Here is a 14,520-nt window from a genome sequence, read left to right as displayed (position 1 = left end):
GTCAGGACGCCCCCACGACGATTATCTTGGCGTCGAGCGGGTTGGTGAGCAGGCCCTGCTCGCGCATGAGATCTATCAGCGCCTGAACGCGTTCGACGCTGTTGGCGGTCGGGTACGCGGGCAGCGTCATCGCTTTGACGATTTCGGTGTCTACGTTGCGCGCGTACGTGGGCAGGATCTGTTCGACCCGGGTGCGGTCGGCGGCCATTTCCTGTGCCTTGCGCATGGCGCGCTGGAACGCGGCCGCCGTCTTCGGGTTCTTCTGCGCCCAGTCGGCGAGCGAGAAGTACCCATCGAGGGGGAGGTCGGTGACGGGTGCGCCGCCGCCGTCCGCGACGAGCCGGGCGCCGAGCTTCTCCTGCGCGTCGCTGAGGAACGGCTCAGTGACGTGGATGGCGTCTACGTCACCCTTCTGCATGGCGGCGGCCATCTGCGGAAAGACCACCTGGCGGTACTGGATCTTCGCGGGGTCGGCGCCGTTGGCCTTCGCGACCGCGTTGAACGTGATGGCCTGGATGTTGTTGAGCACGTGGACGGTGAGGCTCCGGCCCTCCAGGTCCTTGGCCGTCTGGACCGGTGAGTTGGGCATGACGAGCACGCCCATGAAGCGTGGCGTGAGCCGGGTGCCCTCGGACACCAGGGCGATCCGCATGTCGCCCTTGTCGTGGCCGAGCAGCAGCGACGCGTCGTTGGCGAAGACGAGGTCGATGTCGCCGTTCTTGAGTGCCGGGTAAGCCTGCGTGCTCTGCTGCACCGGCTGCGTCTGCACGGTCAGCCCTTCGGCCTCGAAGAGCTTCTCCTTGACCGCGATGTAGTAAGGCGCGTTGTTGACCAGCGACAACATGGCGACTTTGATGGTGGTTTTCTCCAGGCCCGTGCCGTCGCTGGATGCTGGGTCGGAGCCGCCGCACGCGGCAGCGAGCGACGCGGTGAGGGCGAGTGCGAGAACGGTGCCAGAACGGGACTTATGCCGTCTCATGCCTCTCTACGTTACGTGATGCGTCCCGGCGAAACCAGACAGCGGCATATGGGCCTACATGGATCTCCGCGGAGTGGTCGTGGCCATGGGACGGCGACGGCGACGCTTCCACGAAGCCGTAGTTGCCCACGCCCGAGCCGCCGTAGCACGTCGCGTCGGTGTTGAGGATCTCCTCCCACCGGCCGCCCGCGGGCAGTCCGATGCGGTAGTCGCAGCGGGGGACGCCGGAGAAGTTGACCACGCAGGCGACCGGGTCGGTGCCAGGGGGACCGAAACGAACGAACGACACCACGCTCTGCCGCCAGTCATCCCAGGCGATCCACCGGAATCCCTCCGGGGAGGTATCCAGCGCCCAGAGGGCCGGCAGCGACCGGTACAGCCGGTTGAGATCGCGCAGCAGCGCCGGCACGCCCTCGCCGGTCAGGGACCAGTCCAGGCCGGCCGCCTCGCTCCACTCCCGCTCGTCGGCCAGCTCGCAACCCATGAAGAGCAGCTGCTTGCCGGGGAACGCCCACATGTACGCGAGGAACCCACGCACCCCGGCCAGCTTCTGCCACCGGTCACCGGGCATCTTGCCCACCAGCGATCCCTTGCCGTGCACCACTTCGTCGTGGCTGATCGGCAGCAGGAACTGCTCGTCGAAGGCGTACACGGTGGGCCAGGTCAGCTCGTCGTGGTGGTAGGAGCGGTACAGCGGATCCCGCTCCACATAGGACAGGGTGTCGTGCATCCAGCCCATGTTCCACTTGAGACCAAAGCCGAGCCCGCCCCAGTCGACCGGCCGCGAGACCCCGGGCCACGCCGTCGACTCCTCGGCGATCATCACGGCGCCGGGGCAGGTGCGGTACACGGTTTCGTTGAGCTGCCGCAGGAACCCGATGGCCTCCAGGTGCTCGTTGCCGCCGTGCTCGTTCGGCGCCCACTGGCCGGGCTCCCTGGAGTAGTCCAGGTAGAGCATGGAGGCCACGGCATCGACGCGCAGCCCGTCGACGTGGAACTCCTGTAGCCAGTACAGCGCGTTGGCGACGAGGAAGTTGCGCACCTCCCACCGGCCGTAGTTGAAGATGAGGCTGCCCCAGTCCGGATGCTCGCCGGCCCAGGGGTGCTCGTACAGGGCGGTGCCGTCGAAACCGGCCAGGGCCCAGTCGTCCTTCGGGAAGTGGGCGGGTACCCAGTCGAGCAGTACCCCGATGCCGGCCTGGTGCAGGCGGTCGACGAGGTACCGGAAGTCGTCGGGGGAGCCGAACCGGGCCGTGGGCGCGTAGTAGCCGGTGACCTGGTACCCCCACGACGGGCCGTACGGGTGCTCCATGACCGGCATCAGCTCGACGTGCGTGAAACCGAGGTCACCCACGTACTCGACGAGCTGGTCGGCGAGCTCCCGATAGGACAGTCCCGGGCGCCACGATCCAAGGTGGACCTCGTAAACCGACATCGGTTTCGCGTGGTGGTCCGAGGCCCTCGAGGAAAGCCACGCCTCGTCGCCCCACTCGTACGACGACTCGTAGATGACCGAAGCGGTGCGTGGCGGGCACTCGGTGGCCAGCGCCATCGGGTCGGCGCGGTCCTGCCATACCCCGTCGGCGCCCTGGATCCGGTACTTGTAGCGCATCCCCGGCCGCGCGCCGGGCACGAACGCCGCCCGGATGCCGCTGGATCCGACCGGCGGCAGGGGCACGCCGTCGTACGGACCCCAGCCGCACCAGTCACCGATCACCCGGACCTCGCGGGCGTTCGGCGCCCACACGGCGAAGCGGCAGCCGCCGTCGCGCGGTTGGGCGCCCAGCATCTCCCACAGCCGTTCGTGCCGGCCCTGGTTGAACAGGAACAGATCGAGGTCGCCGAGAAGGGGGATGGAGAGTGCGGGAAGAACAGCTGTCATGAGACGGCGCCGTCCAGGGCTAGCAGGTTGCCTTCGGGTACCACGACCTTCGCCCGGCCCTCGGTGAGCAGAGCGGTGGCCTGGCGGGTGTTGAACGAGGACGATTCGCGTTCCGCCGAGGCGTACGCGGCCGCCGTGCGTGCCGCGATCGTCGCCCAGCCGTAGCGCTCGGCGACCATCGACTGTGCCTGCTTGGCGACCTTGCGCGCGAACGTCTGGTCGGCCAGCAGCGAGCCGACCGCACCGGCGAGGGCGTCGGGGTCGCTGTGCGGGAACGTCACGCCGGTCACGCCCGGCTCGACGATCTCGGCGAGGCCGCCGGTGGCCGACACGGCGAGCGGCGCCCCCGCGGCCGCGGCTTCGAGCGCCACCATGCCGAACGGCTCGTACAGGCTGGGCACCACGGTGGCGTCGGTGGCGGCGAGCACGGCCGGCAGCTGCTTCTCGTTCATGAAGCCGGCGAAGCTCACCGTGCTGTGCAGGTCGAGCCGGCCGGCCTCCCTCAGCAGCTCCTCGCGGTACGGGCCGTCGCCGGCGATCACCACGCGCAGCCCGGGGTGCCGCTCGCGCAACTGCGGGATCGCGTGCACCAGGTGCTGTACGCCCTTCTCGTAGACCAGGCGGCCGGCGTACCCGACGAGCGGTCCCTCAGCGGCGAAGCGCGAGCGGGCCGCGGCGACCGCGCGCGGCTGGGCCTGCCATACCCGGTCGTCCACCCCGTTGGGGATGACCTCGACGCGGGCGCCGGGCAGCTCCAGCAGCCGGGACACCTCCCACTTCATGTACTCCGAGCACACCAGCACCCGGCACGCCTCCTGGCCGAGCCACCACTCGACGGAGTGGATGCACCTGTTCATCTCCTCGGGGAGCCAGCCCTGGTGGCGGCCCGCCTCGGTGGCGTGGACGGTGGCGACCAGGGGGAGGTCGAGGTGCTCCTTGAGGGTGACGGCCGTGTGCGTGACGAGCCAGTCGTGCGCGTGGATGACGTCGTACTCGCCGGACTCCGCGGCCCGCAGGGCGGCGCGGGTCAGCGTGTGGTTGAAGGCCATCGTCCAGGCGAGCAGGGAGGGTGTGGCAAGGGGAAAGAGCGGAGGATCCTCGGGCGCCCGGACGATGCGCACGCCCTCGGCGTACTCCTCGAGGGGTGCGCCGGGCGCGTGCCGGGTGACGACGGTGACCTCGTGACCGGCCGCGGCCAGCGCGGTGGAGAGCGCGTGCACGTGGCGTCCCAGTCCCCCCACGACCACCGGGGGGTACTCCCAGGAGAGCATCAGCACCCGCTGCCTCGCCGGGGTTCTCATCTCGATGACGTCTGCGTTCGGTGACATACGGCCCGCCCCCTTGAAGTCTTCCCCCGTGCACACGGCCATAGGCACCAATGACCGGCGCCTACGCGACGTTGGCTTGGGACCAATCGTGCCGGTCCCGAGAAAACCAGCGAAGACACCACCATTGCAGGCCTGTAACGCGCATTAATCAAAACCGTCGGGCGCGCAGGGCCTCCGCCACTGACCAAGCCTGGAAGGGACAGCCGGTCGCGACGTGGGGCGCCAGCCCGTCCGCGGTTTCGCTTACGGATGCTAGGCCAAACTCCCGCAAATGAGACTCGATACCGCCGAACAAAACGTGAATTTCAGTGCCAAGTCGTTTAACGGCGCTCGCATAAGGTCCGACCAACCACGGCCAGACCGTGCCCTGGTGGTAGGCCGCGTCCCGCTGCGCGGGACCGCCGCGGTGGCGGGGCTCGTATCCGGCTGAGTCGGGGGCCAGGCTCCGCGGTCCGAGCGGCGTCATGAGGGCGGCTCCGATGGTACCGAGCACGGCCGGATCGGGCTCCAATGGCGCGTGCGGGAGCGACCACGCGAGCAACTGGTTCGGGCGCAGCGCGAGATCGTTGCCGCCCGGGCCGTCCAGCACGTCGTACAGCCAGCCGGTGGGCGCCGGGTAGCGCAGGCGGAAGGTGTCGAGCGCGCGGGCCAGCGCGGTGGGCGCCCCTCCAGGGTCCTGCCCCGTGCGGCGGGCCAGGGCGACGACGCCGGCCAGCCCGTTGACCCAGAGCGCGTTCACCTCGACCGGCTTGCCCAGCCGAGGCGTCACCGGTACCCCGTAGACCCTGGCGTCCATCCAGGTCAGTGCCTCGCCCGCGGCGCCCTGCGTGATCAGGCCGTCGGCGGGGTCGACGCGGATGCCGTACCGCGTGCCGGCCAGGTGGGCGTCGACCACGCCCCGCAGCGCGGGCAGCAGCTCGGCGGCCAGGTCTGTGTCGCCGGTCAGCGCGACGTGCCGTTCCACCGCGTGGAGGTACCAGAGCGTGGCGTCGCAGGTGTTGTACTCCACGCTGCCCGTGTCAGCCGTGTTCGCGAGCATCCCCTCGGAGAGGGTCGCGGTGTACGCCCGCAGCAGCTCCCGGCCCTCGTCGGCCCGCCCGGTGCACAGGAACAGCCCCTCGTACGAGGTCATCGTGTCGCGCGACCACGCTCCGAACCACGGGTACCCCGCCACCACGTCCGGCCCCGTGGCGGTGCGCACGATGAACGCGTCCGCCGCGAGGGCGAGCGTCGCGTCCACCGCGTCGGCGGGGCGTGCGGCGGCGACCACCGCCCGGTTGCGCTCCCGGGCGCCGTCGACCACGCTGGCCGCGGGCGCCGGCCGGTCGTCGAGATCCCGCGCCCAGGCGAGTACGTCGAGGGTGTCCCCGGGCGCCTCCAGCGACCCGCCGAACCGGCCCGCGTGCCACAGGTCCTCCTGCGGGTGGAGGCCCCGCTCGGCCTCCTCCCGGTGATGCGCGCCCCGCCACCACTGCCCCGTGGGCGTCCACCCGGGGCCGGCGAGGCGGTACGCCTGTTCGACCGTCGCGCCATCGGCGGTCGGTATCACCCGGGGTGGGGGCCCGTCCGCGTACCTCTCACCGTGCGCGTCCCGCCACGTGCACAGCGCGTCCAGCGCCAGCTTGACGGGACCGCCCGCGATCAGCCGGTGTACCACCGCCACTCCCGGCCGGCCATGAGTCATGGCGATCTCGCGCTCGAGTACCGTGTCGCCGATCCGCCAGCGCCAGCGCGGTACCCCCTCGATGAGGTCGAAGCGCTCCAGCAGCTCGTGGCCGCGAGGGTCGACCGCCCCCGACGCCCATTCGTGCGTCGCCAGCCGGACCTGCGCCCCGGAGGCCAGGGTGACGACGGGGTCGAGCGCCACCAGGCCGGCGTGCCGCGCCGCCGGCGTGGCGCCCGCGACCACGAGCAGCGCGTGGTACCTGCGCGTGCGCAGCCCGCTGACGGTGCCCATGGCGTACCCGCCGCACCCGTCTGTGAGCAACCACTCACGGCTGCCACCGGCGGTGAGATCTCCGACGACCTGGGGGCCGAAGCCTATTTCGATCACTAAGCTCCCTTACGTAGGCGTAACACGTCAAGGCGACAATGGTCCGGTGTGGTCACGACGGAAGAGGAAGGGGACTGCCGCGGTGGCGTCCGCCGAAGAGGCCGAGCACAAGCGCCTGGCGCAGGCCGACTCGGGAGAACAGCCGTGGCGCGCATGGGGCCCCTACCTGTCCGAACGTGCCTGGGGTACGGTCCGCGAGGACTACAGCGAGCACGGTACGGCCTGGGACTACTTTCCGCACGACCACGCCCGGTCGCGAGCGTATCGCTGGAACGAAGACGGCATGGCCGGCATCTGCGACGACCGGCAGACGTTCTGCTTCGCGCTCGCCCTCTGGAACGGTCAGGACCCGATCCTCAAGGAGCGGATGTTCGGCCTCGGGGGTGACGGCGGCAACCACGGGGAGGACGCCAAGGAGTACTGGTGGTACCAGGACTCGACACCCACCCACTCCTGGATGCGCTGGCGGTACCACTATCCGCAGACCGCGTTTCCCTACGACGACCTGGTAGCGGTCAACGCGGCACGCGGGCGCGACGAGACGGAGTACGAGCTGGTCGACACGGGGGTATTCGACGACGACCGCTTCTGGGCGGTGACCGTCGACTACGCCAAGGCGTCTCCCACCGACATGTGCGTCGTCGTCAAGATCGCCAACCGCGGCCCCGAGACGGCCACCCTGCACGTCCTCCCCACGCTCTGGTTCCGCAACACGTGGTCGTGGGGGCTGCCCGGCCGCGACCAGGTGCCGGTGCTGCGCGGCGACGAGGGCCGGCTGGTCGGCGAGCACTGGGTGCTCGGGCAGGTCGTCCTGCAGGGGGAGGGCGACCCGACGGTCCTGTGCTGCGACAACGAGACCAACACGCAGCGGCTGTGGGGGTTGGAGGGACGCAGCGAGTACCCCAAGGACGGCATCAACGACCACATCGTCTCCGGCGCCGCCACGGTCAACCCCGCGCTGACCGGTACCAAGGGCGCCCTGCACTACGAGCTGAGCGTGCCGGCGCGCGGCGAGGCGTACATCCGGCTGCGCCTCACGCTCACCTCGCCGCCACCGGCCGGCGAGCCCGCGCCGATCCTCGACCTCGGCGCCGGCTTCGACAAGGTGATCGCCGCCCGCCGCTCCGAGGCCGACGCGTACTTCACACAGGTGATACCCGCCAAGGCGTCCCGCCAAGAGGCCGCCGTCGCCCGCCAGGCCATCGCCGGGCTGATGTGGGGCAAGCAGTTCTACCACTTCGACGTCGAGCAGTGGCTCAGCGGCGACCCCGCCAGCGCTCCACCCCCGGAGGGACGCCGGCACGGGCGCAACAGCGCCTGGTGGCACATGAACAGCTTCGACATCGTCTCCATGCCTGACCCATGGGAGTACCCGTGGTACGCGGCGTGGGACCTGGCGTTCCACTGCGTGCCGCTGGCCCGCGTCGACCCCGGCTTCGCCAAGCAGCAGGTCCTCCTGCTCCTCCGCGAGTGGTACATGCACCCCAACGGGCAGATCCCCGCGTACGAGTGGGCGTTCGGCGACGTCAACCCGCCCGTGCACGCGTGGGCCGCGCTGCGCGTCTTCGAAATCGACGGCGGGCGCGACCACGACTTCCTCGCCCGGGTGCTCCACAAGCTGCTGCTCAACTTCACGTGGTGGGTCAACCGCAAAGACATCAACGGCAACAACGTATTCGAGGGCGGCTTCCTCGGTCTCGACAACGTCGGCCCGTTCGACCGTTCGGCCGCGCTGCCCGTGTCCGGCGCCCTCGAACAGTCCGACGGCACCGGCTGGATGGCGATGTACGCCCTCAACCTGCTCGACATCGCCGTTCGCCTCGCCGTCCACGACCCGGCCTACGAAGACGTCGCCACAAAATTCTTCGAACACTTCGCATACATCGCGGCCGCCGCGTACAAGCAAGGCTTGTGGGACGAAGACGACTCCTTCTTCTACGACCAACTCCGGCTCGCTGACGGCAGCACGGTGCCGCTCAAGGTGCGGTCGGTGGTCGGCCTGCTGCCGCTGGCAGCCACCACCACCCTGACGACGCGGACGCTCGCGCAGCTTCCGGAACTCGCCGCGCGCTTACGCTGGTTCCTCACCAATAAGCCTGAGTACGCCGACGTACTGGGCGCCCGACGAGTGGCTCGTGACGGACGGCAGCGCCGTCTGCTGTCCATGGTCGGCCCCGAGCAGATGGTGCGCGTGCTCGCCCGCATGCTCGACGAAGACGAGTTCCTCTCGCAGTACGGGCTGCGCACCCTGTCCCGCTCCCACCTGGACAAGCCGTTTACGGTGTCGCTCGGCGGGCAGGAATTCACCGTCGGCTACGAACCGGCCGAATCCACCAGCGGCCTGTTCGGCGGCAACTCCAACTGGCGCGGTCCAATCTGGATGCCGACGAACTACCTTCTGGTGTGCGCGTTGCGCGACTATGCCGCTTTCTTCGGCGACGACCTGCTGATCGAACACCCGACACGTTCCGGCACCAAACACTCTCTCAACGAGGTGGCCGACGACCTGTCAGAGCGCCTGATCGCCCTCTTCGTACCGGACGAGTGGGACCGGCGCCCGATGTACGGCGCGTGCGAACTCTTCCAAACTCATCCGGACTGGAAGGACCTGCTCGCCTTCCCTGAGTACTTCCACGGCGACAACGGCGCCGCCCTGGGCGCCTGGCACCAGACCGGCTGGACCGCCCTAGTGGCCGACCTAATCCTGACCCTCCGCTCCTAACCCTCCCCCCACGTCCCACCCCACGCCGCGCTGCGCCCGCGCGTTCCGTGCCCGCGAGGCGCGGGGCCGCCTCGCGCCTCGCGCGGGCCCCCATCCGTCGATCAAGGGCGAATGCGCGTGGTTGGATCTCTTTTCCGCGTGCCTTTGCCCTTGATCGACGCATTTGCCCTTGATCGGCGTGCGGTGTGGCGTCGGCTGTGGCGCGCGCGGCGGGATAAGCCCGGTGCCGGCGTGGTCGGGGGCGTGGCCTCGTGTGGACGCGGCCTGGCGTCGTGGACGCGGCGTGGCTGGCGTTTGCTGTGGATCGTGGAAGGTTGCTGCCCCTGTGGGGGCAGCGATTCGCCACGGACGCCGGCGGTGTCCCAATCTTGGAGCGCCACCGTCGCTATGACGACGGTCGCGCTCCAAGATTCAGCGCGCGCCGCGCCGCGCGTGCCGGGTGCGCGGCGGCGTGGGGACGATATCGCTGAACTTGCGGCCTCCGGGCGCTCGTGATGCCGCAAGTTCAGCGATTTTGCTGCCTCGCGCCGTCGGCGCCGAGGCCGTCAAGGCCGGCCGCGCCGTCAAGGCCGGCCGCGCCGGGGTGAGAGCGCGGCAACTGACGGCCGCGCGGCGTCGGGCCGTGTGCAGCCGGGCCCGCCGACCCCTGCCGCAGCGCGCGGTCGTTCGCCGATCAAGGAAGATCTCACGGATCAAGGGCAAAGGCACGCGGAAAAGAGATCCAACCACGTGCATTCGCCCTTGATCGGCGGGAAAGCAGGCCCTCATGGCGGGAAAGCAGGCCCTCATGGCGGGAAGCGGGCTCGCGCGGGAGGTAGGCCGCGTGGGGGAGGCGCGGGCGGTTGGGCTTGAGGGGTGGGAATACGGTGGGCGGGGGAGTAGACCGGCCTGGGAGGGTGGCATTCGCGAGGTTGTGGTTGTGGGGGCTGGGGTTGTCGGGCTGACGTCGGCTGCGCGGCTACAAGAGGCTGGAGCTCGGGTCGCTGTGGTCACGGCGGACGAGTCCGCCGATACGGTGTCCGCGGTGGCGGCGGCCGTCTGGTATCCCACGCACACGGATGAGGATCCGCGGGTCCTTCGGTGGGCCGCGCGGACCTATGAGGAACTGTGCCGCCAGGCAGCCGATGGGGTGCCGGGGGTGGTGATGCGGCCTACCCGGATGCTGGTGCGCCAAGCGGTGGGCGAGGACCCGTGGTGGTCGGCCGCCGTGCCTGACTTTACGCGCGCGGCGCCGCCGAGTGCGCAGTACACAGAGGAGTGGCGGTTCACGGTGCCGGCCGTGGAGATGCGGCCGTACCTGGAGTGGCTGCGCGATCGGCTCGGCGGTGCGGTGGAGCGGCGGCGGATCGAGCGGTTCGACGAGATCGAGGCGCCCGTCGTGGTGAACGCGACCGGAATCGCGGCCGGACGGCTCTGCGGTGACCCGGACGTGTACCCCGCGAGGGGGAGGATCGTGTTGGTCGCCAATCCGGGTCTGGTGACGTCGGTGCGTGACGAGGATAGTCCGGCCGGCATGACGTACATACATCCGCGCAGCCGGGATGTGGTGCTTGGGGGGACGTTCGAGCCGGGTGAGTGGGACACCGCGCCCGATTCGCGAGTCGGCAACGAGATTGTGGCGCGCTGCGCTGACCTGGTACCCGAATTGGCGAACGCGACGGTGCTGGCGCATGTGGCCGGGCTGCGGCCGGCACGGCGCGGCGGACCGCGCGTGGAGGCGGACCCGGCGCCGCTGCCCGGTGGTGGGCGCCTCATTCACAATTATGGGCACGGTGGCGCGGGCGTCACGCTCTCCTGGGGCTGTGCGGACGCCGTGACCGAGCTCGCCGTCTAACCAGTGCGGTGATCAGGGCGTCCCTCAAGTCGTTCTAACGACTTGAGGGACGCCCTGATCACGCTGTGATGGGGAGTGCCACCACGCGGACCGTGTAAGACGGGGCTTCGGCGGGCTCCTCGCGGTAGGAGATCTGCCGGATCTGGCGGTCGTCGGCGTACAGGGCCACGTCGGCGAGCACGCCCAGGTGCGCGAGGCGCACACCGTACAGCCAGCGCTTGTCCTGGAGCACGTCGGCGATGCCCCCGAGGAAGTTGGTGGCGTCGCCCGAGTGGTGCTCGGGTGGGCGGCGCAGCACGACCTCGAGCGCGACGGGGTCGGTGAGCGGGGTCCAGCCGGTGTGCTGAGCGGCCGCACAGGCCGCGCTCAGCAGGGCGCGGACCCGGCCGGCCTGCCGGTGCCCGGCCGAGAAGATGGACAGCGCGCCGTCTTTGAGCGGCGGCATCCCGGGAACGTCGAATGACAGCGTCAATGTCCCGATGTCCGACACGGCGGTACCTCCTCTTCGCTGACGATCATGCCCGGGGATCGTCGAGCGGGGCGTGGCTTTCCGTGAAAGGTGTCGACGTCGGCGGCGACTCCGCGATTTGACCGTACCGACGTGGTTCGCCCCGGGGACAGCAGCCGTTTGTGCACAGTTCGCGACCAAGGTTTGTGAGACTGGGTGTTATGTCCGTAATGCGAGCGTGTCGAGGTTTGGTGGCCCGCGTCCCGGGGGAGACAGGTGATCGGCAGCCGACCGGAGGGAGGCGAAGTCGGTGGTGACACACGCAGGCACGTGGGTGCGGGCGACCGCGGCGGCGGTCGCGCTTTTGTTGTTGGGACCGATGACGGCGTGCGGGTCCGACGAGGGTGGCGTACCCACCATCAACTTCTATTACGCGCAGGAACAAAATTTGCAGAAGGTGGTCGACGACTGCAACGCCGAAGCGGCCGGCAAGTACCGCATCTCGTATCAGGTGCTGCCGCGCAGCGCCGACGACCAGCGGGTGCAGATGGTACGCCGGCTCGCGGCCGAAGACAGCGGGATGGACATACTGGGGCTCGACATCACGTGGACTCAGGAGTTCGCGAGCGCGGACTGGATCCTCGAATGGACGGGCGCCAACAAGTCCGAGGCCGAGCAGGGCACGCTCGCCGGGCCGCTGGAGAGCGCCGAGTACGACGGAAAGCTGTACGCGGCACCGAAAAACACCAACGTCCAACTGCTCTGGTACCGCACGGATCTGGTGCAACAGCCGCCGACCACGTGGGATCAGATGATCCAGCAGGCGCTGGAGCTCAAGCAGCAGGGCAAGCCGTACCAGATCATCACGATGGGCGCGCAGTACGAGGGCCTGGTCGTCCTCTACAACACGCTCGTCGCCAGCGCCGGCGGCCACATCCTCAACGACGATGGCACCAAAGCCGTCTTCGACGAGGGCGCGGTGCGCGGCCTGGAGATCCTGCAGAAGTTCGCGTCCGCGGGCGTGACGCATCCGTCGTTCACGAACACCATCGAAGACGACGCGCGGTTGCAGTTCCAGAACGGCGACGGGGCGTTCGAGCTCAACTGGCCGTTCGTCTACCCGGCCATGCAGGAGGGCGCGCCGGACCTCGCCGCGAAGGTGAAATGGGCGCGCTACCCGGGCGTCGATTCCGGTACGCCGAGCAAAGTCACCATCGGTGGCTACAACCTGGCGGTGTCGAAGTACTCGAAGCACCCCGACCTCTCCTTCGAAGCCGCGCTGTGCCTGCGCAACGCGGAACACCAGAAGTTCTCGGCCATCAACGATGGCGTACCACCGACCATCGAGAGCGTCTACGCCGATCCGGAGATGACGAAGGCGTACCCGATGAAGGACGAGATCCTGGCCGAGCTGCGCGACGCGGCCAACCGCCCACTCACGCCGGCCTACCAGAACGTCTCCACGGTGATGTCGGCGACGCTGTCGCCGCCCGCGTCCATCAACCCGGAGAAGACGGCCAAGGAGCTGCGCGGGTCCATTCAGGACGCACTGGAGTCGAAGGGAGTTCTCCCATGACGGTGCGGGTATCCGAAGGCAAGCGCGCCGAGCGCCGGCTGGGCTGGCTGCTGTGCGCGCCCGCCGCGATCGTCATGGTGGCGGTGACCGCGTACCCCATCCTGTACTCGGTCTGGCTCTCGTTGCAGCGTTTCGACCTGAAGTTCCCCGACGAGCGGGAGTTCGTCGGGCTGTCCAACTACATCACGGTGCTGAGCAACGAGTACTGGTGGACCGCGTTCGGTGTCACGATGCTCATCACCGTCGTGTCGGTGGCGATCGAGCTCGTACTCGGCATGGGACTCGCCGTGGTCATGCACCGCACGCTCGTCGGGCGTGGCCTGGTGCGCACGTCGGCACTCATCCCGTACGGCATCGTGACGGTGGTCGCGGCGTTTTCCTGGCGGTACGCGTGGACGCCCGGCACCGGGTATCTGGCGAACCTCTTCAGCGATGGCGCACCCCTGACCGAGCGGGCCAGTTCGTTGGCCATCATCATCCTGGCCGAGATCTGGAAGACCACGCCGTTCATGGCGTTGCTGCTGCTGGCCGGGCTGGCTCTGGTGCCTGACGATCTACTCAAGGCCGCGTCGATGGACGGCGCGACCGCGTGGCAGCGTTTCGTGAAGGTGACGCTGCCGGTGATGAAACCCGCCATCCTGGTGGCACTGCTGTTCCGCACGCTCGACGCGTTCCGCGTCTTCGACAACATCTACGTGCTGACCGCCGGCGCCAACGAGACGTCGTCGGTGTCCATGCTCGCTTACAACAACCTCTTGCGCGGCTTGAACCTCGGTATCGGCTCGACGATGTCGGTGCTCATCTTCATCTCCGTGGCGATCATGGCGTTCATCTTCGTGAAGCTGTTTGGCACGGCCGCTCCCGGCAGAGAGGAGGGGCGGCGATGAAACTCCGGTGGGGACTTCTCGACGCGGTCGTGGTGGTTTTCGCGCTGCTTCCGGTGCTGTGGATCGTGTCGCTGTCGTTCAAGACGACGGCGACGCTGACCGACGGCAACCTGATCCCTCGCGAGTGGACACTGGAGAACTACCGCACCATCTTCCAGACCGACCAGTTCGTGCGGGCGCTCGTCAACTCGATCGGCATCGCGCTCATCTCCACCACGATCGCGGTGGTACTGGGCACGATGGCGGCGTACGCGGTGGCCCGGCTGGACTTCCCGGGCAAGGGCGCGCTGGTCGGCGTGTCACTGCTCATCGCCATGTTTCCCCAGGTGTCACTGGTCTCGCCGCTGTTCGACATCGAGCGGCAACTCGGAATCTTCGACACCTGGCTGGGACTGATCCTGCCCTACATCACGTTTTCGCTGCCGCTGGCCATCTACACGCTGTCGGCTTTCTTCAAGCAGATCCCGTGGGACCTGGAGAAGGCGGCCAAGATGGACGGTGCGACTCAGGCGCAGGCGTTTCGCAAGGTGATCGCGCCACTGGCCGCACCGGGCGTGTTCACCAGCGCGATCCTCGTGTTCATTTTCTGCTGGAACGACTTCCTCTTCGCCATCTCGCTGACCTCGACGGAGCGGTCCCGTACCGTGCCGGCGGCGCTGTCGTTCTTCACCGGCGCCTCCCAGTTCGAGGATCCCACGGGAGCGATCTCGGCGGCCGCCGTCGTGATCACGATCCCGATCATCCTGTTCGTACTGTTCTTCCAACGCCGGATCGTCGCGGGCCTGACGTCCGGTGCGGTTAAGGGGTGACT

General features: G+C 68.9%; 10 protein-coding genes. 5 read left to right on the top strand and 5 right to left on the bottom strand.

The annotated features are described in order from the left end of the window. Nucleotide 1: 1 nt before the first annotated feature. From QMG73_RS21020 to QMG73_RS21005, 4 genes are all read right to left on the bottom strand, one after another. On the bottom strand, nt 2–979 hold the full coding sequence (locus QMG73_RS21020) for an ABC transporter substrate-binding protein (RefSeq protein ID WP_281898175.1): 978 nt from the start codon (nt 977–979) through the stop codon (nt 2–4). Beyond that, nucleotides 966–2,861, bottom strand: a complete 1,896-nt coding sequence (glgB, locus tag QMG73_RS21015; protein WP_281898173.1) for a 1,4-alpha-glucan branching protein GlgB — start codon at nt 2,859–2,861, stop codon at nt 966–968. Before glgB ends, QMG73_RS21020 begins: the two co-directional genes overlap by 14 nt. Next, nucleotides 2,858–4,189, bottom strand: a complete 1,332-nt coding sequence (locus QMG73_RS21010) for a glycosyltransferase family 4 protein (RefSeq protein WP_281898171.1) — start codon at nt 4,187–4,189, stop codon at nt 2,858–2,860. The genes glgB and QMG73_RS21010 overlap by 4 nt, the downstream gene beginning before the upstream one ends. 148 nt (nt 4,190–4,337) lie before the next feature. Next, complete coding sequence (locus tag QMG73_RS21005; RefSeq protein WP_281898169.1) at nt 4,338–6,242, bottom strand: amylo-alpha-1,6-glucosidase; 1,905 nt, start codon at nt 6,240–6,242, stop codon at nt 4,338–4,340. Between the two features lie 82 nt (nt 6,243–6,324). Between QMG73_RS21005 and QMG73_RS21000 the strand changes: the two genes are divergently transcribed. Next, nucleotides 6,325–8,964: an MGH1-like glycoside hydrolase domain-containing protein gene (locus tag QMG73_RS21000; RefSeq protein ID WP_281898168.1), complete on the top strand. Its 2,640-nt coding sequence runs from the start codon at nt 6,325–6,327 to the stop codon at nt 8,962–8,964. A gap of 913 nt (nt 8,965–9,877) precedes the next feature. After that, nucleotides 9,878–10,798 carry an FAD-dependent oxidoreductase gene (locus QMG73_RS20995; RefSeq protein WP_281898167.1) on the top strand — a complete coding sequence of 307 codons (921 nt, stop codon included), beginning with the start codon at nt 9,878–9,880 and terminating at the stop codon, nt 10,796–10,798. A gap of 58 nt (nt 10,799–10,856) precedes the next feature. On the opposite strand, the gene QMG73_RS20990 is transcribed toward QMG73_RS20995, so the two are convergent. Continuing rightward, nucleotides 10,857–11,288 carry a RusA family crossover junction endodeoxyribonuclease gene (locus QMG73_RS20990; protein WP_407676832.1) on the bottom strand — a complete coding sequence of 144 codons (432 nt, stop codon included), beginning with the start codon at nt 11,286–11,288 and terminating at the stop codon, nt 10,857–10,859. Between the two features lie 268 nt (nt 11,289–11,556). Here QMG73_RS20990 and QMG73_RS20985 point away from each other — a divergent pair, with 268 nt between their 5' ends. Genes QMG73_RS20985 through QMG73_RS20975 form a run of 3 tightly spaced genes read left to right on the top strand, consistent with a single transcriptional unit; the run spans nt 11,557 to nt 14,518 of the window. Next, on the top strand, nt 11,557–12,822 hold the full coding sequence (locus QMG73_RS20985) for an ABC transporter substrate-binding protein (protein ID WP_281898166.1): 1,266 nt from the start codon (nt 11,557–11,559) through the stop codon (nt 12,820–12,822). Beyond that, nucleotides 12,819–13,709 (top strand): carbohydrate ABC transporter permease, encoded by an 891-nt coding sequence (locus QMG73_RS20980; RefSeq protein ID WP_281898165.1) that lies wholly within the window; start codon nt 12,819–12,821, stop codon nt 13,707–13,709. The genes QMG73_RS20985 and QMG73_RS20980 overlap by 4 nt, the downstream gene beginning before the upstream one ends. Beyond that, nucleotides 13,706–14,518: a carbohydrate ABC transporter permease gene (locus QMG73_RS20975; RefSeq protein WP_281898164.1), complete on the top strand. Its 813-nt coding sequence runs from the start codon at nt 13,706–13,708 to the stop codon at nt 14,516–14,518. Before QMG73_RS20980 ends, QMG73_RS20975 begins: the two co-directional genes overlap by 4 nt. Nucleotides 14,519–14,520 lie beyond the last annotated feature (2 nt).

It is taken from the genome of Phytohabitans aurantiacus (genome assembly GCF_027923225.1).
Taxonomy (GTDB): Bacteria; Actinomycetota; Actinomycetes; order Mycobacteriales; family Micromonosporaceae; genus Phytohabitans; species Phytohabitans aurantiacus.
The sequence above is the reverse complement of the archived record's forward strand: the minus strand, read 5'-3'. Positions and strand labels throughout refer to the sequence as shown.

Bases quoted from the DNA above. Each gene is read 5' to 3' on its own strand.
- QMG73_RS20980 (WP_281898165.1), top strand. From the start codon at position 12,819: ATGACGGTGCGGGTATCCGAAGGCAAGCGCGCCGAGCGCCGGCTGGGC.
- QMG73_RS21020 (WP_281898175.1), bottom strand. From the start codon at position 979: ATGAGACGGCATAAGTCCCGTTCTGGCACCGTTCTCGCACTCGCCCTC.
- glgB (WP_281898173.1), bottom strand. From the start codon at position 2,861: ATGACAGCTGTTCTTCCCGCACTCTCCATCCCCCTTCTCGGCGACCTC.
- QMG73_RS21010 (WP_281898171.1), bottom strand. From the start codon at position 4,189: ATGTCACCGAACGCAGACGTCATCGAGATGAGAACCCCGGCGAGGCAG.
- QMG73_RS20975 (WP_281898164.1), top strand. From the start codon at position 13,706: ATGAAACTCCGGTGGGGACTTCTCGACGCGGTCGTGGTGGTTTTCGCG.